At 66.3% G+C, this 22,269-nt stretch carries 16 protein-coding genes and 1 riboswitch; of the genes, 8 read left to right on the forward strand and 8 right to left on the reverse strand.

All coding sequences use genetic code 11. The features are described from left to right. Positions 1 to 39 precede the first annotated feature (39 nt). Together ACZY08_RS23220 and ACZY08_RS23225 are read right to left on the reverse strand one after the other, a co-directional pair. Positions 40 to 2,034: a YhgE/Pip family protein gene (locus ACZY08_RS23220; protein WP_463747243.1), complete on the reverse strand. Its 1,995-nt coding sequence runs from the start codon at positions 2,032 to 2,034 to the stop codon at positions 40 to 42. 14 nt (positions 2,035 to 2,048) lie between these two features. After that, a complete protein-coding gene (locus tag ACZY08_RS23225) occupies positions 2,049 to 2,789 on the reverse strand; it encodes an ATP-binding cassette domain-containing protein (RefSeq protein ID WP_463747175.1) in 741 nt (246 codons plus the stop codon). 223 nt (positions 2,790 to 3,012) lie between these two features. After that, positions 3,013 to 3,184, forward strand: a riboswitch (M-box (ykoK) riboswitch). A gap of 281 nt (positions 3,185 to 3,465) precedes the next feature. On the opposite strand from ACZY08_RS23225, the gene ACZY08_RS23230 reads away from it, so the two are divergent. The 3 genes from ACZY08_RS23230 (at position 3,466) to ACZY08_RS23240 (ending at position 7,296) form a co-directional block, all read left to right on the forward strand. Further along, positions 3,466 to 3,639, forward strand: coding sequence for a hypothetical protein (locus ACZY08_RS23230; protein WP_463747174.1), 174 nt, complete (start codon positions 3,466 to 3,468; stop codon positions 3,637 to 3,639). Between the two features lie 164 nt (positions 3,640 to 3,803). Further along, positions 3,804 to 6,437, forward strand: coding sequence for a magnesium-translocating P-type ATPase (gene mgtA, locus ACZY08_RS23235; protein ID WP_463747173.1), 2,634 nt, complete (start codon positions 3,804 to 3,806; stop codon positions 6,435 to 6,437). A gap of 22 nt (positions 6,438 to 6,459) precedes the next feature. Continuing rightward, complete coding sequence (locus tag ACZY08_RS23240) at positions 6,460 to 7,296, forward strand: VOC family protein (RefSeq protein WP_463747172.1); 837 nt, start codon at positions 6,460 to 6,462, stop codon at positions 7,294 to 7,296. Here the strand turns inward: ACZY08_RS23240 and ACZY08_RS23245 are convergent. Next, on the reverse strand, positions 7,277 to 7,618 hold the full coding sequence (locus ACZY08_RS23245) for a hypothetical protein (protein WP_463747171.1): 342 nt from the start codon (positions 7,616 to 7,618) through the stop codon (positions 7,277 to 7,279). The two genes, ACZY08_RS23240 and ACZY08_RS23245, sit on opposite strands and share 20 nt — an antisense overlap. A gap of 157 nt (positions 7,619 to 7,775) precedes the next feature. On the opposite strand from ACZY08_RS23245, the gene ACZY08_RS23250 reads away from it, so the two are divergent. Further along, positions 7,776 to 8,855, forward strand: coding sequence for an asparaginase (locus tag ACZY08_RS23250; RefSeq protein WP_463747170.1), 1,080 nt, complete (start codon positions 7,776 to 7,778; stop codon positions 8,853 to 8,855). Between the two features lies 1 nt (position 8,856). Here ACZY08_RS23250 and ACZY08_RS23255 read toward each other — a convergent pair whose 3' ends face one another. Then, positions 8,857 to 10,473, reverse strand: coding sequence for an AMP-binding protein (locus ACZY08_RS23255; RefSeq protein WP_463747169.1), 1,617 nt, complete (start codon positions 10,471 to 10,473; stop codon positions 8,857 to 8,859). Next, positions 10,470 to 12,158: an AMP-binding protein gene (locus ACZY08_RS23260; RefSeq protein WP_463747242.1), complete on the reverse strand. Its 1,689-nt coding sequence runs from the start codon at positions 12,156 to 12,158 to the stop codon at positions 10,470 to 10,472. The genes ACZY08_RS23255 and ACZY08_RS23260 overlap by 4 nt, the downstream gene beginning before the upstream one ends. Positions 12,159 to 12,219: 61 nt before the next feature. Between ACZY08_RS23260 and ACZY08_RS23265 the strand changes: the two genes are divergently transcribed. The 3 genes from ACZY08_RS23265 (at position 12,220) to ACZY08_RS23275 (ending at position 15,612) form a co-directional block, all read left to right on the forward strand. Beyond that, positions 12,220 to 13,059, forward strand: a complete 840-nt coding sequence (locus tag ACZY08_RS23265) for a LuxR C-terminal-related transcriptional regulator (RefSeq protein WP_463747168.1) — start codon at positions 12,220 to 12,222, stop codon at positions 13,057 to 13,059. Positions 13,060 to 13,168: 109 nt separating this feature from the next. Then, complete coding sequence (locus ACZY08_RS23270) at positions 13,169 to 14,287, forward strand: epoxide hydrolase family protein (protein WP_463747167.1); 1,119 nt, start codon at positions 13,169 to 13,171, stop codon at positions 14,285 to 14,287. A gap of 17 nt (positions 14,288 to 14,304) precedes the next feature. Then, positions 14,305 to 15,612, forward strand: coding sequence for a DUF1254 domain-containing protein (locus ACZY08_RS23275; RefSeq protein ID WP_463747166.1), 1,308 nt, complete (start codon positions 14,305 to 14,307; stop codon positions 15,610 to 15,612). 102 nt (positions 15,613 to 15,714) lie between these two features. On the opposite strand, the gene ACZY08_RS23280 is transcribed toward ACZY08_RS23275, so the two are convergent. From ACZY08_RS23280 to ACZY08_RS23290, 3 genes are read right to left on the reverse strand one after another with little or no spacing between them, the layout of a single operon-like run. Next, positions 15,715 to 17,577, reverse strand: a complete 1,863-nt coding sequence (locus tag ACZY08_RS23280; protein WP_463747165.1) for an ABC transporter ATP-binding protein — start codon at positions 17,575 to 17,577, stop codon at positions 15,715 to 15,717. Beyond that, the gene (locus tag ACZY08_RS23285) at positions 17,574 to 19,523 is read right to left on the reverse strand and encodes an ABC transporter ATP-binding protein (RefSeq protein ID WP_463747164.1); all 1,950 of its coding nucleotides are present in this window, start codon (positions 19,521 to 19,523) and stop codon (positions 17,574 to 17,576) included. The genes ACZY08_RS23280 and ACZY08_RS23285 overlap by 4 nt, the downstream gene beginning before the upstream one ends. Before the next feature lie 36 nt (positions 19,524 to 19,559). Continuing rightward, positions 19,560 to 21,449 (reverse strand): ABC transporter ATP-binding protein, encoded by a 1,890-nt coding sequence (locus tag ACZY08_RS23290; RefSeq protein WP_463747163.1) that lies wholly within the window; start codon positions 21,447 to 21,449, stop codon positions 19,560 to 19,562. Between the two features lie 106 nt (positions 21,450 to 21,555). On the opposite strand from ACZY08_RS23290, the gene prrA reads away from it, so the two are divergent. After that, the gene (gene prrA / locus ACZY08_RS23295) at positions 21,556 to 22,266 is read left to right on the forward strand and encodes a two-component system response regulator PrrA (protein WP_003884623.1); all 711 of its coding nucleotides are present in this window, start codon (positions 21,556 to 21,558) and stop codon (positions 22,264 to 22,266) included. The last annotated feature ends 3 nt before the right edge of the window (positions 22,267 to 22,269 follow it).

Here is a 22,269-nt window from a genome sequence, read left to right on the forward strand (position 1 = left end):
GGTAACGCTGACCGTTACCGGACGCACCCAAATCGCTCGTCAGACTTCGATCGGCGGGTTCAGCCGGTCCATCGTGTACTGCCGGTCTCGCCGCGCGGCCCACGAACTGCCGGCCAGCGAGGCCGCCAGCACACCGACCAGCACCGCGATCGCGATCCACAACCGCGAATCGATCCCGCCCACGATCAATTGGCGAAGACCGTTGACCGCGTATGTCATCGGATCGACCGGGTGCAGTATCTGGAACGGCTTGGCGGTGGTCTCCACCGGATAGATGCCGCCGGCCGAGACCAGTTGCAGCATCAGGAAGGCCAGCGTCACGACCCGGCCCACCGACACCCCGAACAGGGCGTTGAATGCCTGGATCAGGGCCAGGAACGTGCCCGCGACCAACAACAGGAATGCCACGGTGGCCAGCGGGTATTTCGCCTGCAGGCCGACCCCGAAATGCACCACCACGTACATGACCACGACCTGGCAGAACACGATCAGCAGGGCGGGCCAGTAGGACGCCAGCACCACGCGCAGCGCACCCAACCCGTTGACCACCGGGCGGGACTGCAACGGCTTCAACAACATCCAGATGATGAGCGCGCCGATGAACAAGGCCAGCGGCAGGAAGAACGGCGCGAAACCGGTGCCGAACGTGGCGGCCGGATTGTGGGTCTGGATGTCCAATGCCACAGGGGCGGCCAGGGTCCGCGCCACCTCGGTGCGCTGCTTCGGGGTCCAGGACGGGACCTGCGTCGAGCCCTCCTTGAGCGCGGTGGCCAGCTGCTGATTGCCGGCCTGGAGTTTTTCCGTACCGGCGGCGAGTTCGCCTGCACCACTGGATAATTGGCGACCACCGTTGGCCAGCTGCACCAGACCGGTGTTGAGCTGCTTGGCCCCGCTGTTCAGCTGGTGCGCGCCGTCACGCAGTTTGACGACGTCGGAGCGTAATCCGCCGGTGAGCGCCTTGTTGATGAACACCCGCAGCTTGCTGTTCGGATCACCGAGTTCGTTCTCCAGCTGGGTGGCATTGTCACGCAACCGGATCAGACCCTCGTCGGTGGTGGGGTCGAGACCGCGGGAGACCAGCAGGCGCTGGGCGCCGGCCAGGAACTCCCCGGTGTCGCGCACCGTGGGGTCGGGGCTGTTGCGCAGCATGCCGACCGCCTGGTCGACGATGGCCGCGGCCTGGGCCTGGTCGATGTTCAGCGCCGCGATCCGGTCAGTGGTCGAGCGCACCGCACCCGACAACCGCTGCGCGGCCATGCCGACCTCGTTGGGATCCAGACCGAGTCCGCTGACCCGGTCCAGCACCGCCAGCAGCGGATCGGTGGCGGTATCGACCGCAGTCGACAGTTGCCTGGTACCAGCGGCCAACTGAGCAGACCCGTCGCGGGCGGTGACCAGCCCGGTGGTGAGGGCGTCGGCCCCGGCCGACAACCGGTGTGCGCCGTCATTGGCGGCCGTGCTCCCGGTGGCCAACTGCTGCGCGCCGTCGGCCGCCTTGACCAACCCGGTGCCGGCATCGGTCAACCCGGTCAGCACGGTGCCGAGCGTGCGTTCACCGATCTTCGCGTTGATCTGATTGATCACCTCACGCGCCGCGTTCTGGCCGATGATCGACCCCAGGTAGTTGTTGGCGTCGTTGAAGGTGAAGCGCACGTTGGCCTGGTGCGGGGAACCACCCGACGGTGACGAGATGCTGGTGCTGAAATCCTGCGGCAGCGTGATCGAGAAGTAGTACTTGCCGCTGGAGACGCCCTCGGCGGCTTCGGCAGCCGAAACCCGGTGCAGCTGAAGCTGACCCGAATCCACCAGCGCGTCGGCCACCTCGTCCCCGGCCTTGATCTGCTGGCCCTCCGCCACGGTGCCCTGGTCCTCGTTGACCAGCGCCACCGGAACTTTGTCCACCTCACCGAACGGATTCCAGAACGCCCACAGGTACATCGCGCCGTACAACAGCGGCAGCAAGATGACCGTCACGAGCGCGATCCGCGGCATCGTGCCACGCGAGAAACGTTTGAGGTCAGTACCCAACGACATTCCGGCTAGCACGGTTACTCGCCACCTTTCTGCGAACTGGCCGGCTCGGCCAGCGTCGTGTTGGGCACTGTCAGTTGAGCGCGCACGGCCGCGGCCAGATGGCCGGGCACCCCGTTGACGGTCGCGGTGATCACGGTCTGCTTCTCCCCCAGCGCGATCAGACGGCCCAGCACGATGTCGCGGTTGCGGTCGTCGGTCAGGTGGTCCAGGTTGCCGACCACCAGCAGCGGCGGGGCCGAGGTGTTGGCCAGCGCGATGCGCAACAGGATCTGATCGAGCTCGGTGAGCCCGTCGAAGTACGCCGTCAGCGAGGGCAACGGCAACTCACCGAAGACCGGCGCGCACATGACGGCCAGTGCGTCTTCGTCAGCCCGGCCCACCAGGGTGTACCAGGGCGCGTCCCAGCGGCGTTGTTCGGTCACCAGGTCGCGCACGGTCACGGACTCGGACACCGTGTCGAGTTCATCGATCCCGGCCAGAGCCGCGGAACGGAAGATATCGGTGGCGCGGGTGCGACCGAACACGGTCAGCTGACCGCGCGCGGTTTTCATCCGCCCGGCCAGGGTCATCAGCAGTGCGGTGCGACCGGTACCCGCCGGCGCGACCAGCACCGTGACGCCCCCTTCCTCGATGTCGAGGTCGACGGGCCCGTACACCGGGCCCCATGGGCCGTGCATGGCGATCGCGCGCGCGGTGATTGCCGGTGGCTTTTGCTCGTCCTCACCGGTGTCAGGCTCGAGACTTTGCTCAGGCATAGGCACATCACAACACATCCGGCGGGTGCGCACAGGCAACCGGAAACCCGCGGCGGCCTGTCGATTCCTGGGTGAAGCGTGCGGGGACGCTTGGAGGCTTCTGGTGACGGCGGTCACGCCCAAGGCTCGCGGCGGCATTGCCGAACTGACACAACCGTTTTGGAGTCACAGATCCGACAGTGAACCGTGTTGACAATTTCGCGGTGTAGGGTTTCTAATGAAACCCGCGCTTCGTTAGGTGAGGCTCCTACACGAACACAGGCCACTGATCCGACGACGTCGAGAGACGCCCAGGATCAGGACAGGTCTTCCCGGCCCAAGGGATGACTCCAAGTGGCTTCCCATCCTGGTGGGACACGTCGTGTAGTGCCAAAGCTCTGATGAGGGAGTGCTCGCGCCAACCAGCGCGTTTGGCTATGTGCCCAACTTCCTCTTCAGCGCGTTTGCATCTGACGATTGCGTCAATGAAACGGCGTTGCGTGCGCCCGACAGCAAGGAGGTGACCACGACATGGCATCGAACGACGATCCGTATCCCAGTCCGATTCGAAAACGTCTGTCCACAAGCACCTTTCCGCTGTCGATGACCGCCTAGGTCCGCCACCCCACACGCCCGTGGTGGCGCACTGCCGCACGCTGTCGACGCGGAGAGCTCCGATTCAACTGGAGATGATCCGATGCAGCGCAATACCTTTCTTCGTCGTGCCCACAGCGTGGTAACGCGGCCGATCGGGTGGATCCACACCCGCGCGTCGCTGACGCCGCAGGAGCGGCACAACCTGCGGATGAACAACACCCCGGTGGCGGTCTTGACCGCGTCCCTGGGTGGCGGCTCGCACACCGCCCCGTAGCCACCTCATCCAGATTCCGTCAATTCGAACATCTTTCACGTCACCACCGACGTGAACTGACCTCCCATTCTGCGCACCACACTCGGGTCACACCGAATCTCGGCTTGCCACAGCCGATTCGGTGTGACTTGTGTTGCGCGCTGACGACCGACAGGAACAACCAGATGAACAGCGCTGTCGAACAAACCGCCGTGACACCCACCAAGAACCTCGACGGCCTGACCATCGCGGATGCCGCCGAACGCCTCATTCAAGACGGCCCCAACGAGGTCGCCCACGACAAGGCGCCGCCCGCGATCCTCCAGTTCCTGGACGCCTTCAAGAATCCGTTCATCGCGGTACTCCTGGTGCTGGCCGCCATCAGCTCGGTCACCGACGTCTACCTTCCGATACGCGACGGGCAACAGGCGGATTACGCCGGCGTGCTGATCATCGTGACCATGGTCGCGTTCAGCGCCCTGCTGCGGTTCTGGCAGGAATACCGCTCGGGCAAGGCGGCCGAGACGCTCAAGGCCATGGTGCGGACCACCGCGACAGTCCGTCGCCGGGCCGCCCCGGGTGCCACACCCGAACTCATGGAGATCCCGATGGCGCAGGTTGTCACCGGTGACATCGTGCAACTGTCCGCCGGCGACATGATTCCCGCCGACATCCGCCTGCTCGATTCACGCGATCTGTTCGTCAGCCAGGCGGCACTGACCGGCGAGGCCCTGCCGGTGGAGAAGTACGACACGCTCGGCGCAGCGGGCCAGAAATCCATGACCGGCGTTGCCGACGACGAGGCCGGCCCGCTCCACCTGCCCGGCATCTGTTTCATGGGTACCAACGTGGTGAGCGGGACAGCCACCGCGATCGTCGTTTCAACCGGTGTACACACCTATTTCGGCTCGCTGGCCAAGGCGATCGTCGGCTCCCGCGCAGAGACGGCCTTCGACCGCGGGGTCAACAGCGTCAGCTGGCTGCTGATCCGGTTCATGTCGGTGATGGTGCCGATCGTGTTGTTCATCAACGGTTTCACCAAGGGCGACTGGCCCGAGGCGTTCCTGTTCGCGCTTGCCGTCGCGGTAGGGCTCACCCCCGAAATGCTGCCGATGATCGTGTCGTCCAACCTGGCCAAAGGTGCGGTCGCGTTGTCACGTCGCAAGGTGGTTGTCAAGCGGCTCAACGCCATCCAGAACTTCGGCGCGATGGACGTGTTGTGCACCGACAAGACCGGCACGCTCACCCAGGACCGCATCATCCTCGAGCATCACGCGGACATCCGCGGCGACCGGGACGACAACGTGCTCGCCCTGGCCTGGCTCAACAGCTTTCACCAGAGTGGCGTCAGGAATCTGATGGACCGTGCCGTCCTGCACTTCGCCGACGGGACACCCGAAGCGCTCCTTGCTGCCTCGGCCTACCGCAAGGTCGACGAGCTTCCGTTCGACTTCGAACGACGCCGGCTGTCCGTTGTCGTCCAGGATGTCGAGCGGAATCACTTGCTGGTCTGTAAGGGAGCCGTGGAGGAAATGCTCGAGGTGTCGACGCAGGTGTCCGACGGCACGGCCTGCCGGCCACTCGACGAGGCCGACCGCGAGGCGCTGGCCGAAACAGCCCGCGCCTACGGCTGCGACGGGTTCCGGGTGCTTTTGGTGGCCACCCGTGAGATCCCCCGTGTTCAGCGCACCCACCGCTACCGCATCGAGGATGAGCAAGATCTCGTCGTCCACGGCTTTCTCACATTCCTCGATCCACCGAAAGAGACGGCCGCCCCGGCCATCGCGGCACTCGCCGAACACGGCGTCACCGTGAAGGTCCTCACCGGCGACAACGAGGTCGTCAGCGCCAAGATCTGTCATGAGGTGGGACTCGATCCCGGACAGCCGGTTCTCGGGTCTCAGATCGACAGCCTCGACGACGACGGGCTCCGGCGAGTCGTCGACACGGCAACCGTTTTCGCGAAGCTGACGCCGCTGCAGAAGTCGCGGGTACTGCGGGCCCTGCAGGCCAACGGGCACACGGTCGGTTTCCTCGGCGACGGCATCAACGACGCACCCGCACTGCGCGATGCGGATGTGGGTATCTCGGTCGACAGTGGCACCGATATCGCCAAGGAATCGGCGGACATCATCCTCCTCGAAAAGAGCCTCATGGTGCTCGAAGAGGGCGTGGTCAAGGGCCGCGAAACATTCGGCAACATCATCAAATACCTGAACATGACCGCAAGTTCGAACTTCGGCAACGTGCTTTCAGTACTGGTGGCGAGCGCCTTCATCCCGTTCCTACCCATGCTGGCGATCCACCTGCTGATCCAGAACCTGCTGTACGACATTTCCCAACTGGCCCTGCCGTGGGACCGCATGGACAAGGAGTTTCTGCTCAAGCCACGCAAGTGGGATGCCAGGAATATCGGCCGTTTCATGATCTGGATGGGTCCGACGTCCTCGATTTTCGACATCACCACCTTCGCGGTGATGTGGTACGTCTTCGCCGCCAACTCACCCGAGATGCAATCGCTGTTCCAATCGGGTTGGTTCATCGAAAGCCTGCTCTCGCAGACACTGGTCGTCCACATGCTGCGAACCCGGAAGATTCCGTTCATCCAGAGCACCGCGGCGTTGCCGGTGCTGCTGGCGACGGGGGCGGTCTGCGTGCTCGGGATCCTCATCCCGTTCTCACCTCTGGGAGCGGCGATCGGATTACAGCCGCTGCCGTGGCAGTACTTCGGATGGCTGGTAGCGACGCTGGCGTCCTACTGCGTCCTCGCCCAGACCGTCAAGACCATCTATATCCGCAGGTTCGGTCAATGGTTCTGAACATCTGAGGGACGATGGTCCGATGACCGGGCCAAGGATCTACCCACCCGGCGTCCCCTGCTGGGTGGACACCGACCAGCAGGATGTAGCCGCCGCTCAAGACTTCTACGGTCGACTCTTCGGCTGGACGTTCGAGAACGTCCTGCCCGAGGACGCCGAGCAGTCCTATCTGATCGCCACACTCGACGGTCACGATGTCGCGGCGATCGCCTCCGCGCAGACCGGCGACGAGATCACCTGGAACACCTACATCGCGGTGGCCGACGCCGACGCCACGGCCACCGCGGTGACGGCCGCCGGCGGGACCGTGACGAGCGGTCCCATCGACGCGGGACCCGGTGGGCGGCAGGCCGGTTGTGTCGATCCGCGCGGCGCGCACTTCAAGCTGTGGCAACCGCGGCGACGCCTCGGTGCCCAGCTGGTCAACGTTCCCGGCACCTGGAATTTCAGTAACCTGCAGACCACCGATCCGCAGGCCGCAGCGACCTTCTACGGGCCACTTCTCGGCTGGGAGTTCGACAATGCCGGCTTCGCCACCATGATCCGCCGTCCGGGATACGCCGACCACCTTGGCGCCACCGTCGACCCCGGCATCAAGGAGCGTCACGCCGCTGCTGGTACCCCGTCCGGATTCTCCGACGCGGTCGGCTGGACCGGGCAGCTGCCCGACGACCAGCAGCCGGAGCACTGGGAGGTGGTGTTCGCCGTGGCGAACCGGGACACGTCTGCGGCACTGTCCGAAAAGCTCGGTGCGGCAGTAGTTTCCAGCTCAGAAACCGAGTGGGCCAACACCGCCCTGATCCAGGACCCGCAAGGCGCGCGACTGGTCCTGAGCCAGTTCATCCCACCGACGGAGTGATCACCGAGCGGTGCCTGGTGGTGTAGGTCAGCACCGCCGCGGCGATGATCACCTCGAGCAGAGCCAACAGCGTCGCCGTCGTCATCAACGTCGAGGTCTGGACGGGCGCCATCACGCCATGGTGATCCATGGGCATCGGCGTGTGCAGAGCGATCATCGCCAGGCTCATCAGCGCGATGGCGCACCAGACACCGGAGGTGCCGCGCCGCCACAGATGACCGGCGCAGTACAGACACCCCACGGTCATCGCCGCGAGCACCACAGCTGCCGCCGGATTGGCGATCGCGCCGAGCATCGCCATGTGCAGCCCTGCCGAACTCACGGCCAAAAGCGCACACGTCCGCCGCCCGACAACACTGCAGACCTGAGCAGCCGACATGACCCCCATCGTCGCAGCAATCGCATGTCAGCGCTGCCGGAACATGGATGCGCTGCCAAAACCCAGGTGTGTGGTTCCCTGTCGCCGTAGCGTCTGCCAGATGACAAACTTCGCAGCCCGCCCAGCCCGGTCGAGACTGGCGATCGGCACATTCCTTTTCGCCATCACGCTGGTGGCCGCATGTTCGACCAACACGAACTCGACTGACACGACGACAAACCCGGACAGCGCCAAGGCCGAAGCGGCGGCGGGCCGAGTAGTGGTGATCACCACCGGAGGGACCATCGCGACGAGCACCGACGCCAACGGTGTCCGCCGCCCGACGGTCAGCGGCGCCGATCTGGCTGCGGGCCTCGACGTCCAGGTGATGGACGTGATGAAGAAGGACAGTTCACAGCTCACGCCGGCCGACTGGGACGTGATCGGAGCGGCCGCGAAGAAGGCGGTGGCCGACGGGGCCTCCGGAGTGGTCATCACCCACGGCACCGACACCATGGAAGACACCGCGATGTGGCTGGACGTCACCTACAACGGGCCCGCTCCGATAGTGCTGACCGGGGCACAGCGCAGTTCCGACGCCCCGGATGCCGACGGGCCGACCAACCTGCGGGATGCGCTGACCGTGGCGTCCAGTCCTGCCGCGCGCGACCAGGGCGTGATGATCATGTTCGCCGGCGACGTCTTCCAGGCCTTGGGCACCCACAAGGTGAACACCCAGGATCTCCACGCATTCGGCGGCACGCCACCGATCGGTTCCGTCGCCGACAACACCTTCAAACTGGACCACCCCGCCCAGCGCCCCTTCATCGGCGACGTGCCGGCGGCCGGTGCACCGCGGGTCAACGTTGTCGCGGCCTATCCCGGCGACGGCGCCGGACCCATCGATGCCGCCGTGGCCGGCGGAGCACGCGGAATCATCGTCGAGGCACTTGGATCCGGCAATGCCGGCGACGGCGTGGTGGACGCGGTGCGCCGCCACGCGCCTGCCGGCGTGGCGTTCGGAATATCCAGTCGTGTCCCCGACGGTGAGGTCATCGCCGAATACGGTCCCGGTGACGACATGGTCAAGGCCGGCGCGGTGATGGTTCCCCATCTGCGGCCGAGCCAGGCCCGGGTGCTGATGATGGCCGCGCTGGCCACCAAACAGCCGGTGGCCGAGGTGATCAAACGCTGGGGCTGAGTTATCCGGGGTCGAGCCCCAGCAGCTTGACGCTTTCGCTCCGCATGTCGACCTTGCGGATCTTGCCGGTGACGGTCATCGGGAACTCGTCCACGACAAGCACATAACGCGGAATCTTGTAGTGGGCCAGCTTTCCGGTGGCGAAGGCCCGCACCGCCGCGGCATCCAACGGGGTGCGGCCCGGTTTCATCCGGATCCAGGCGCAGATCTCTTCCCCGTACTTGGCGTCGGGAACCCCGATCACCTGCGCATCGTCGATGTCGGGGTGGGTGTAGAGGAACTCCTCGACCTCCCGCGGGTACACGTTCTCCCCGCCGCGGATCACCAAGTCTTTGATCCGACCGACCACTGTGCAGTAGCCGTCCTCACGCATCACCGCCAGATCCCCGGTGTGCATCCAGCCTTCGGCATCGACGGCCTCGCGAGTCTTGGCGTCGTCGTTCCAATAGCCCAGCATGACCGAGTAACCGCGGGTACAGAACTCGCCGGACTGCCCACGCTCGACCGTCTCGCCGGTGTCCGGGTCCACGATCTTGACCTCGATGTGCGGATGAGCCCGCCCGATGGTGGCGGTGCGACGCTCCAGATCGTCGTCGACCAACGTCTGGCACGAGACCGGTGACGTCTCGGTCATGCCGTAACAGATCGCCACCTCGGCCATGTGCATCTCGGCCACCACATGTTTCATCACCTCGACCGGGCACACCGATCCGGCCATGATCCCGGTGCGCAGCGAGGACAGGTCGAACCCGGCGAAGTCAGGATGACCGAGCATCGCGATGAACATCGTCGGCACCCCGTACAGCGCGGTGCACCGCTCTGCCTCGACGGCGGCCAGGGTGAGGCCGGGATCGAATCCCGGGGCGGGGATCACGATCGCCGCACCGTGGGTCAGGGCGCCGAGGTTGCCCATCACCATGCCGAAGCAGTGGTAGAACGGCACCGGGACGCACACCCGGTCGCAGACGTCGAAGTCGATCAGCCCACCGACGAAGAATCCGTTGTTGAGGATATTGCGATGGCTGAGCGTGGCCCCCTTGGGGAATCCGGTTGTCCCCGAGGTGTATTGGATGTTGATCGGATCGGTGTTGGACAACTCGGCGGTCCGGGCACGCAACTGGTCTGCACCGACCTGCTCGGTACACAGCTGGTCCCAGTCCAGGGTGCCCAGGAAGATGATGTCCTTGAGCGCCGGGCAGTCCGCCGTCACCTCGGCGACCATCGTCACATAGTCCGAGGACTTGAACGCGGTGGCCGACACCAGGGTTCGTATCCCGGACTGCTTGAGCACATACGCCAGTTCATGGGTGCGGTAGGCCGGGTTGATGTTGACCAGGATCGCGCCGATCTTGGCTGTCGCGAGCTGCAAGATCACCCACTCGGCGCAGTTGGGCGCCCAGATACCGACACGGTCCCCCTTGCCCACACCCAGGGCCATGAGTCCCCGGGCCACCGTGTCGACCTCGCCGTTGAGTTCGGCGTAGGTCCAGCGTCGCCCGGTCGCCACCTCGACCAGCGCGTCGGCATCCGGCCCGGTCGCCACCATGCGCTCGAAGTTCGCGCCGATCGTCTCTTCGAGCACGGGCACATCGGTGGGGCCGGCGTCGTAGGACTTCATCCGAGTAGATCCTCGTATCGGTATTCGGTGGAAATCGGTTCGCCCGCTTCATGAGCCGCGTCCTCCCGCTTACGCAACTCGACGCGGCGGATCTTGCCCGAGATGGTCTTTGGCAGATCGAGGAACTCGACCCGGCGCACCTTGAGATACGGCGCGAGATGATCGCGGGCGTAGGCCATGACATCTTTTGCCGTGTCCGCGTTGGCTTCCCAGCCATCGGCCAGCGCGACGTACGCCTTGGGCACCGCCAGCCGAGTGTCGTCGGGTTGTGGCACCACCGCGGCCTCGACCACGGCGGGATGCTCGATCAACACGCTCTCCAACTCGAACGGCGACACCTTGTAGTCGCTGGACTTGAACACATCGTCGGTGCGGCCGATGTAGATGATGTAGCCGTCCTCGTCGCGGGAGGCCACGTCGCCGGTGTGGTAGTAACCACCGGCCATCACGGCCTCATTGCGTTGCGGGTCACCGAGATAACCGGTCATCAGGTTGCGCGGGCGCTTGCGCAGATCCAGGCAGATCTCGCCCTCGTCGGCAAGCTCCCCGGTGATCGGGTCCACCAGCGCCACCGGAACCCCCGGCATCGGCCGTCCCATCGAGCCGGGCTTCACCGGCTGCCCCGGGGTATTGCCGACCAGCAAGGAGGACTCGGTCTGGCCGAACCCGTCGCGGATCGTCAACCCCCAGGCCTTCTCCACCTGCGCGATGACATCGGGGTTCAACGGCTCACCGGCGCCCAGGATCTCCCGCAGACCCTCGGGCCGCTCACCCAGGTCGGCCTGGATCAGCATGCGCCACACCGTCGGTGGGGCACAGAACGTGTTGACCTTGGCCCGCCGCAGCTGGGCCAGCAGCGCGGCGGCGTCGAAGCGCGCGTAGTTGTAGACGAAGATCGTCGCCTCCGCGATCCACGGGGCGAAGAAACAGCTCCAGGCATGCTTGGCCCAGCCGGGCGAACTGATGGCCAGATGCACGTCGCCGGGGGTGAGCCCGATCCAGGCCATCGTGGTCAGATGCCCGACGGGGTAGCTGACCTGGGAATGCTCCACCAGCTTGGGCTTGCTCGTGGTACCGGAGGTGAAGTAGATGAGCATCGGGTCATCGACGGTGGTGCACGCCTCGAAACTCCGCGGCGCCGCGTCCTGTGCGTCGGCGTAGCGGTGCCAACCCGCGGGCACCTCGCCGACCGCGATGCGCACGTAGTCACCCGGCACCTCGGCGAACTTCACCGCGTCGGCGGAGTTGGCGATGACGAACCGCGCACCTCCGCGCGCGATGCGGTCGGACAGATCCGCGGGCCCCAGCGCGCCTGTGGTCGGCATGATCACCGCACCCAGCTTGGCGATGGCCAACATGGCCTCCCACAACTCGACCTGGTTGCCGAGCATCAGCAGGACCCGGTCGCCCTTGCCCACCCCCAGGCCCCGCAGCCAGGCCGCGACGCGATCGGACCGCTGCGCCATCTCGGCAAACGTGACCTGCTGCTCGGAACCGTCCTCCTCGACGATCCACAGCGCAGGGCGGTCGTTATCCCTGGCGATGGCGTCGAACCAGTCGACAGCCCAGTTGAAGGTGCCGGTGATCTGCGGCCAGGCGAACTCCTCGACAGCCTTTTCGTAGTCCGCGATGGTGGCGACCAGCTGGTCACGGGCACCGCGGTAGCGATCTGTATTGCTGTTCACCATGTAGCTATGCTCTACGTCACACTCGCCTGCCCGCTACCCCCGAAAGTGGGTACCTACGATGCGCCCCTGGTTGTTGCGGCCGCGCGACGCCGACGCGGTACGCGCCGAGCTGCGCCGGATGGCCGCCGATACCGGGCTTCCGCTGGCCTTCGGCGGGCAGGTGCACGACGACACCCTGCTGCTGAGCGAGTTCTTCGGCACCCGCACCGGCGCCATGCGCGGGCTCGCGGTGCTGCCCCGCGCCGGACTGGGCGGGGCCAGCGTGGTGTCGCGGCGCCCCATCTCGGTGCCCGACTACCGGCGCGCCTCGACCATCAGCCATGACTACGACGAGCCCGTGCTGTCCGAGGGAATCCGCTCGATCCTGGCGGTGCCGGTGGTCGTCGACGGCACCGCCCGGGCGGTGCTGTACGGCGCCCACCGCACCAGTGCGCCGATCGGCGATCGCACCGCGGCCGCGATGGTGGCCTCGGCGCAGCGGTTGAGCGCCGAACTACGGGTACGCGACGAGGTGGACCGCCGCATGCGGATGCGCGAGTCCGCCCTGACCAACTTCACCGACGCACCGGCCGACACCGAGCAGATCCGTGAAGTGCACGCCGACCTACGCCGGTTGGCCGCTGACACTCCGGACCTGGCCGGGCCGTTGCGCGAACTTGCCGACCGGTTGGCGGTGGCGTTGCGCGGCGACCCGCCGGCCAGCGCACCGTTGACTGTCCGCGAGGTCGATGTGCTGGCGCAGGTCGCCCTGGGTTGCACCAATTCTGAAGCGGCCCAGCGGCTTTCACTCAAGCCCGAAACGGTGAAGAGTTACCTGCGCAGTGCGGCGGCCAAACTCGGGGCCCGCAACCGCCACGAAGCGGTGTCCAAGGCCCGACGGCTGCGACAGATCCCTTGACCGTGGGACGTCAGAGACACTTGCGCTGAAGATTGCGGTCACCGGGTGGCAGTAATCTTCAGCGCAATGCTCGCCACCGCATACCACCTCGCACTGGGAGGATCTCCATATGACCTCGAGCCGCCAGTCAATCCGCCCGTTCCGCATCGCCGTCCCCGATTCCGATCTCGACGACCTCAAGCAGCGGCTGAACCGCACCCGATGGCCCGAGGCCGAGTGCGTCGACGACTGGACCCAGGGCATCCCACTCACCTACACGAAGGAGCTGGCCGCCTACTGGGCCAACGAGTACGACTGGCGCGCCCGCGAAGCCGCACTCAACCGGTTCGACCACTTCACCACCGAGATCGACGGGCTGGACATCCATTTCATCCATCAGCGATCCGGACGTGACGACGCGTTCCCACTGCTGATCACACACGGTTGGCCCGGATCCATCGTCGAGTTCCACAAGGTGATCGAGCCGCTGACCGAGGCCGGGTTCGATGTGGTGTGTCCGTCGCTGCCCGGCTACGGGTTCTCCGGCAAGCCGAGCGCGACGGGCTGGGGCATCGCAAAGATCGCGCAGGCCTGGGACACCCTGATGACGCGGTTGGGCTACGCCCGCTACGGCGCACAGGGCGGCGACTGGGGCGCCGCGGTGACGACGCAGATCGGCCGCAACGTCGGCTCGTGCGTGGGCATTCACGTGAACATGCCGATCGCGCAGCCGCCCGCCGAGGGCATCGGCGAGATGACCGAGGACCTCCAGAAGGCCCTGGCCCGCATCGATTACTACCGCAAATGGGATTCGGGCTACATGAAGCAGCAGTCCACCCGGCCACAGACCGTCGGTTACGGCCTGGTCGACTCCCCCGTCGGTCAGCTGGCCTGGATCGTGGAGAAATTCTGGTCCTGGATGGACTGCGACGGACACCCCGAGAACGTGGTGCACCGCGACGAGATACTCGACAACGTCATGCTCTACTGGCTCACCGCGTCGGCCGCATCGTCGGCCCGGCTGTACTGGGAGAGCCACAGCACTTGGGGCGGTGGCGAATACGTCAGCCTGCCCACCGGGATCGCGTCGTTCCCACTGGAGATCCTGCGCGCCCCACGCAGCTGGTGCGAGACCGGCTACAACGTCACGCACTACACGACGATGCCCCGCGGCGGACACTTCGCGGCCTTCGAGCAACCGGAGCTGTTCGTGGAAGATGTGAAGACATTCTTCGACACCGTGCGCTGAGGTACTAGCGTCATGGCATGGACCCTCTGATGCGTTCCCGTGCGATCCAGGCGGTCATCTGGGGTATGCCCGCCGTGAACTTCGAGCTGTTGCGTGAGGCGGCCGCGGGACTCGGTGCCACCGACAACCAGGTGGTGTTCTGGTCGAAGTTACCGGACTGGAAGAACCAGACCCTGACGCCCAACCCGGACACGTTGTATTTCTTCCCGTTCTACAACACCCAGGCCGGCCCGGTCGTGCTGGAAATCCCACCCGCGCAGGGTGGTTCGATCACCGGGTCGGTGGACAACAGCTGGCAGGAAGCGCTCGAAGACGTCGGACCCGCCGGCGTCGACAAGGGCGCGGGCGGTAAGTACCTGATCCTGCCGCCGGGGTTCGACGGTGAGGTTCCCGACGGCTACATCCCGATGCCGTCGGCAACGTATGCCGGGTTCGGGGCGTTGCGGTCCAACATCGCATCGAGCGGCGACGCCGATGTTGCCACGGCAGCCGAATACGGCAAACGCATCAAGGTCTATCCGCTGTCAGGTCCGGCACCGACGGCCTTTGTCGACGCATCGGGCACGTTGTACGACAGCACGATTCCCTACGATGTCCGGTTCTTCGAATTGCTGCACCAGTTCGTCCAACGTGAGCCCTGGCTGCAGCGCGATCGCGTGATGATCTCGATCCTGCAGTCCATCGGCATCGAGCAGGGAAAGCCTTTCGACCCCGATGCCGAACTGAAATCGGTGCTCGACGACGCTGCCACCGAAGCGCACGACTGGCTCGACGCCGCCTATCCGAAATTCTTCACCTCGCCGTACTTCGACGGGACCCACTGGGCCGTACCCGCCTCGCCCGAAGTGGTGCAAGGCATGCAGAACGGTTTTGCCAACCCGGACAGCTACCCTGTCGACGATCGTGGCCTGCTGTACTCGTTCGTCTACTTCAGCGCCAAACACCTTGGGCAGGGCCAGTTCTACGTGATGACCATCGTGGACCGCGACGGCGAGTCCCTCGACGGCGCCGCCACCTATCGACTGCGGGTGCCTGCCGACCCGCCCGTCTCGTTGTACTGGTCGGCGACGGTGTACGACCGGGCAACCCACGCGATGATCCGTGACCTGCCGTACGCCAGCCGATCGTCGCACCGGCCCGACCTCGAGACGAACTCCGACGGATCCGTCGACATCTACTTCGGCCCGACAGCTCCAGAAGGCAAGCAGTCCAACTGGATCCCGACTTCACCCGACGGCCGGTTCGAGGTGCTGTTCCGGCTCTACGGTCCGAAACCCGCACTGTTCGACAAGACCTGGACACTGTCCGACATCGAAAAGCTGTGATCGCGCGTCCGTTTCTGCACCTGGGCTGTGGATTTGGCCCGGCAGCAGCCAAGGGGTAGAAATCGGCGAAGGCGGGCACGCCACACCCCGCCCCGCCCCGGCTCAGGCCAGAGAATCCACCCAGGCCCGGTGCAACGCCGCATAGGCACCGTCGGTCCGGCCGATCAGATCCGCCGGCGCACCGTCCTCGATGATGCGGCCGTGCTCGAGCACCAGCACCCGGTCGGCGATCTGCACTGTGGAGAGCCGGTGCGCGATCACCACGGCGGTGCGGTCGGCCAGAACAGTTTCCAACGCGCGCTGCACCAGTCGCTCGCTCGGAATGTCCAGGGACGACGTCGCCTCGTCCAGGATCAGCACCACCGGGTCGGCCAGGAACGCCCGGGCGAACGCCACCAGCTGTCGCTGGCCCGCCGAGAGCCGGCCGCCGCGCTTGGCCACATCGGTGGCATACCCGTCGGGCAACGTCTCGATGAAGCGGTCCGCGCCGACCGCCGCAGCCGCGGCCCGCACCTGCGCGTCGGTGGCATCGGGCCGCCCGAACCGGATGTTGTCGGCGACCGTCCCGGAGAACATGAAGTTCTCCTGGGTGACCATCACGACGTGCCGGCGCAGTTCGGACTGCGCAAGCTCACGCAGATCCACGCCGTCCAGCGTCACCGACCCGGCCGTGGGGTCGTAGAAGCGGGTGATCAGCTTGGCGATGGTCGTTTTGCCCGCACCGGTGGTACCCACCAGGGCCACGGTCTGACCCGACGGCACCGCCAGCTCAAGGCCCGGCAACACCGGCCTGCCGGGCGAATACTCGAACCGCACATCGTGAAACTCGATGTCGCCCCTGGGCTCCGGCAGTGATTGAGGCTGCGCCGGATCCGCGATGGCGGGCTGCTGCGCCAGCACCCCGGCCAGCTTCTCCAACGCCGAGGACGCCGACTGAAAGGTGTTGAAGAACTGTGAGATCTCCTGCATCGGCTCGAAGAACATCCGCAGGTAGAGCAGGAACGCGGCCAGCGTGCCGATCGTCATCTCGCCGTTCAGCACCCGGTACCCGCCGTACAGCAGCACCACGCCCGTGGTGAGGTTGCCGACCAGCTTGACCCCGGGCATGAAGACGGCCAGCAACTTGAAGGTCTTCTCGTTGATCGCCCGGTACCCATCGGCGACATCGTCGAAGATCTCCTGGTTGCGGGGTTCACGGCGATAGGCCTGCACGGCCTTGATGCCCGTCATGGTCTCGACGAACTGCACGATCACCAGGGCCGCACTCTCGCGCACCAGTCGATAGGTCTTGCCCGACTCGCTGCGGAACCACCACACCAGGGCCACCAGGATCGGGAACGCCGCCAGGCACATCAGGCCGAGACGCCAATCGAGAGCCACCAACAGCACCGCCGTGCCGAACAACGTCAACACCGCGGTGATCAAGCTGTCGAAACCGGTTTCCAGCATGTCCTGGATGGCCTCGACGTCGTTGGTCGATCGGCTGACCACCCGGCCGGAGGTATACCGATCGTGGAACGCCACATCGAGTCGCTCGAAATGCCGGAACACCCGGCGCCGCAGCTCCAGGAGCACCCGCTGCCCGATCCGCCCGGAGCGCCGCAGGAAGTACATCCGGCTGATCGCCTGCACGATCACCACGACGCACAACGTCGCGACGATCAGCATCAGCTCACGGGCCGGACCGCCCGCCAGGATCGGCGGGATGCCATGGTCGATACCACGCTGCACCAGGATCGGAACCGACAGCCGGGCAGCGTTTTCCACGACGACCACCAGCGCCAGCACCGCGACCGTCCACCGGTAGGGGCGCAGCAATGACATGAGCAGCGCCCGGGCCTCCCGGCGTAGCGGCACGCTCTCGTCGATCGGGAGGGCCGAGGCGCCGCTGCCGCCGGCGGCGCCGTCCCGGTCGTCCGGGTTGTCCTCGTCGGTGACCCGCCCCCGCCACTGTGTGGTGGTCATCGGCGCTGCACCTCCGCACTGAGATGCGGGGGCCCGCCCACCTCGTCAATGGCCGCGCGTTCGGCATGCCCGCGCTGCAACCGGCCCAACTCTTCGTCGTCCTCCCAGTCGCAACTGCGTTCGCTCGCATCGTCGAGTTGATCGTCGGCGGCCAGCAGGTAGCGGTATTGCGGTACCTGCGCCAGCAATTCGGTGTGTGTCCCGATGTGGGTGATGGTTCCGTCCTGCAGGAGCGCGACCTTGTCGGCCAACAGCACGGTCGACGCGCGGTGCGCGACGATGATGCCCGTGACTCCGCGCAGAACGCGCCGCAGGGCCTCGGTCACCAGGGCCTCGGTATGCACGTCCAGCGCCGACAACGTGTCATCGAGCACCAGGATCTTGGGTGCTGCCAGGATCGCGCGGGCCAGCGAAAGACGTTGGCGCTGGCCGCCGGACAGGCTCATGCCCTGCTCCCCGATCCGGGTGTCCAGGCCGAACGGCAGGTCGTAGACGAACTGTGCCGCCGCGATCTCGATGGCCTGGCCCAGCTGCTCATCAGTGGCGTCTGCACGACCCAGCCGCAGATTCTCGGCCACCGACATCGAGAACAGCGTCGGATCCTCGAATGCCGTGGCGACGGCCTGCCGCAGTACCGGCAGGCTCAGCTCTCGGATATCACGGCCGTCGATCAGAATCTGACCTTCGGTGACGTCGTACAACCGCGAGAACAACGCGGCGAGAACCGATTTGCCCGACCCGGTCGCGCCGACCAGAGCGAGCGTCTGGCCCGGTTCCACCACCGCGTCGACGTGCCGCAGTGCCCATTGATCCGGCGAGCCGGACGGCGCCATTTGGTCCGGCGAGCCGGACGGCGCCACTTGGTCCGCATCGGGGAACCTGAAGCCCACATCCCGCAGCTCCAGCCGACCGCCGTGCGGCGGCTGCGACACCGGGCCGTCGGCGATATCGATCGGCGCATCGAAGATCTCGGCGATCCGGTCGGCCGCGGTGAACGACTCCTGCGTCATCGACAGCAGAAAGCCGAGCGAGGCGATGGGCCACACCAGCGACAGCATCATCGTGATGAACGCGACCAGCGTCCCCATCGTGACGTGGCCGTGGCCCGCCGCATACGCACCGAAACCGAGCACCACGATCAGCGTGAGGTTGGGGATGACCTCCAGCACGGTCCAGAACTTCGCCGACACCGTCACCCGGGCGACCTGGGTGTCATACAACTGCGTGGCCTGCTCGTCGAACCGGTCGAAGACGTAGTCCTCCCGGCCGAAGGCCTTGACCACCCGCAGCCCGAGCGCGGCCTCCTCGACATGGGTTGCGACATGGCCGGTCTGGTCCTGCGCCAGCCTCGACAGCCGCGTGTACTCACGCTCGAAATGCAGCACGGTCGCCGCGATCGGCACGATCGACACCAACACCACCACGCCCAGCGGCCAGTACATGGCCAGCAGGATCGAGGTCACCACCACGATCTGCAGCGTGTTGAGGATCAGGAACACCAGCCCGAAGGACAGGAACCGGCGGATGGTGGACAGATCGTTCATCACCCGCGATAGCAGCTGCCCCGACTGCCAGCGGCTGTGGAAACTCATCGGCAGGATCTGCAGCCGCGCGTAGAGATCCTTGCGGATGTCGGCCTCGACGCCCATGGTGGCGCGGGCCACCAGCCAGCGCCGGATGAACCACAGCACTGCCTCGGAGATGCCGACCGCGACGGCGGCTGAACCCAGCACCCACAGCCCGTGCGGATCCTGGTGGCGCACGGGGCCGTCGATCACGGCCTTGGTCATCAGCGGAATCGCCACCGTGGCGGCCAGGCTGATCACCGCGACCACGACCATCACGATCCAGCGCGTCCGGTACGGCAACAGATAGGGCAACAGCCGCCACAGATCTGAACTGGTCCGGACCCGCTTCGGAGATGGGGCGATCGCGGCTTGACTCACTGAATCAATCCTCCCATCAAAAGCAAGCGATTAACCTCACGCGGCCGGCGCCTCCTCGGCGAACTGCGTGTCGTACAGCTCGGCGTACCTACCGGCACGGGCCAGCAGTTCGCGGTGGGTGCCGCGCTCGACGATGCGCCCGTCCTCGACGACCAGGATGAGATCGGCGGCGCGGACCGTGGACAACCGGTGGGCGATGACGATCGAGGTGCGCCCGTCCAGTGCCTCGGCCAGGGCCTGCTGCACGGCCGCCTCCGAGGCCGAGTCCAGCGACGCCGTCGCCTCATCGAGCACCACCACCCGCGATCGTCCCAACAGCAGGCGCGCGATGGTCAACCGCTGCCGCTGCCCTCCGGACAGACGGTATCCGCGCTCACCGACAACCGTGTCCAGACCGTCGGGCATCGCCGCCACCACGTCTTCGAGCCGGGCCCGGCGCAGCGCGTCCCACAACTGCTCCTCGCCCACACCCGGGGCGGCCAACTGCAGGTTCGACCGGATCGTTTCGTGGAACAGGTGGCCGTCCTGGGTCACCATGCCCACGGTGTCCTTGAGCGAGTCGAACGTCAGGTCACGCACGTCGACGCCGTTCAACCGCACCGCACCGCCGTCGACGTCGTAGAGCCGCGCCAGCAGCGACGCGATGGTCGACTTGCCCGCGCCCGACGATCCGACCAGCGCCACCATCTGACCGGGACGGGCGGTGAACGAAATACCGTGCAGCACCTCGTCCCCACCGCGCTCGTCCAACACCGCCACCTCTTCGAGCGAGGCGAGCGACACCTTGTCCGCCGACGGGTAGGCGAACCGGACGTTGTCGAATTCAACGGCGCATGAGATGCCTTCTCCCTCGGGAACTTCCACGGCGTCGCGGTTCTCGGCGATGAGCGGTTCGAGGTCGAGCACCTCGAAGACCCGCTCGAAGCTCACCAGCGCGCTGGCGATCTCGACCCGTGCGTTGGCCAGTGCGGTCAGCGGCGCATACAGCCGGGTCAGCAGCAGCGCCAGCGACACCACCGCACCGGCCTGCAACTGACCGCCGATCGCCAGCACGCCGCCCAGCCCGTAGACCAGCGCCAGGGCGAGCGCCGACATCAGGGTCAGCGAGTTCATGAACGTCGACTGCAGCATGGCCGTGCGAACCCCGATGTCACGCACCCGGTCGGCCCGCACCGCGAACTCGTCCGACTCCCGTTGCGGGCTGCCGAACAGCTTGACCAGGGTGGCGCCCGGGGCGGAGAACCGCTCGGTCATCTGAGTGTTCATCGTGGCGTTGTGGGTGGCCGCCTCCCGTGACAGCCCGGCCATCCGGGTGCCGATGCGACGCGCGGGCAGCACGAACAACGGCAGCAGCGCCAACGACAGCAGGGTGATCTGCCAGGAGATGCTGAGCATCACCACGAGCGTCAAAGTCAGGGTCACCAGGTTCGCGACGATTCCCGAGAGCGTGTCGGAGAACGCCCGCTGCGCGCCGATCACGTCGTTGCCCAGGCGGCTCACCAATGCGCCGGTCCTCGTGCGCGTGAAGAAGGCCACCGGCATGCGTTGCACATGGTCGAACACCGCGGTGCGCAGATCCAGGATCAGACCCTCACCGATGTTGGACGACAACCACCTGGTCAACAGCGCCACCGCGGCCTCAGCGACGGCCACCGCGGCGATCACGGCAGCCAGCAGCACCACCGCAGACGCCGGGCCGCCCTGCGTGATCGCATCGACCACACGGCCCGCCAGCACCGGCGTCGTCACCGTCAACAGCGCGCTGACCACGCTGATCGCGACAAACCAGCCGAGCCTGCGATGGTGGCGCGCGGAAAACCGCCAGATCCGGGACAACAGCCGCCGGTCGGCCAGGGCGCGCAGGTCACCGTCACGGGCGTGGGCCTGCCGATACAGCGCCTGTCTGGCCACCGTTTCCATACTCATGAGCATCACCGTAAAACCTGAACAAATATTGAGGTCAATAACATCCCCGGGGACTTCCCTGGGAGCCTGCGCGATTCGTCGCAGTTCATCGGGCAAGATGGCGGTCATGGATAGCGCTACCGGTGGCATGGCCTCGCCCCGGGTCCTCGTCGTAGACGACGACCCTGACGTGCTCGCCTCGCTGGAACGCGGGCTGCGGCTGTCCGGGTTCACCGTATCGACCGCCGTGGACGGCGCCGAGGCGCTGCGCAGCGCCACCGAGACCCGACCCGACGCGATCGTGCTCGACATCAACATGCCCGTACTCGACGGCGTGAGCGTGGTGACCGCCCTGCGCGCGATGGACAACGACGTGCCCGTCTGCGTGCTCTCGGCCCGCAGCAGCGTCGACGACCGCGTCGCCGGCCTGGAGGCGGGCGCAGACGACTACCTGGTCAAACCGTTCGTGCTGCAGGAGCTGGTGGCCCGGGTCAAGGCATTGCTGCGCCGGCGCGGTGCGTCGGCCACCTTCTCGTCCGAGACGATCCAGGTCGGCCCGCTCGAGGTCGACATCCCGGGCCGCCGTGCCCGGGTCAACGGCGTGGACGTGGACCTGACCAAACGCGAGTTCGACCTGCTGGCCGTCCTGGCCGAGCACAAGACCGCGGTGCTCTCCCGGGCACAGTTGCTGGAACTGGTCTGGGGCTACGACTTCGCCGCCGACACCAACGTCGTCGACGTGTTCATCGGGTACCTCCGCCGCAAACTCGAAGCGGGCGGCGCGCCGCGGCTACTGCACACCGTCCGCGGGGTCGGATTCGTCCTCAGGACGCAGTAGCGA

Source organism: Mycobacterium sp. IDUB_9 (assembly GCF_055419505.1).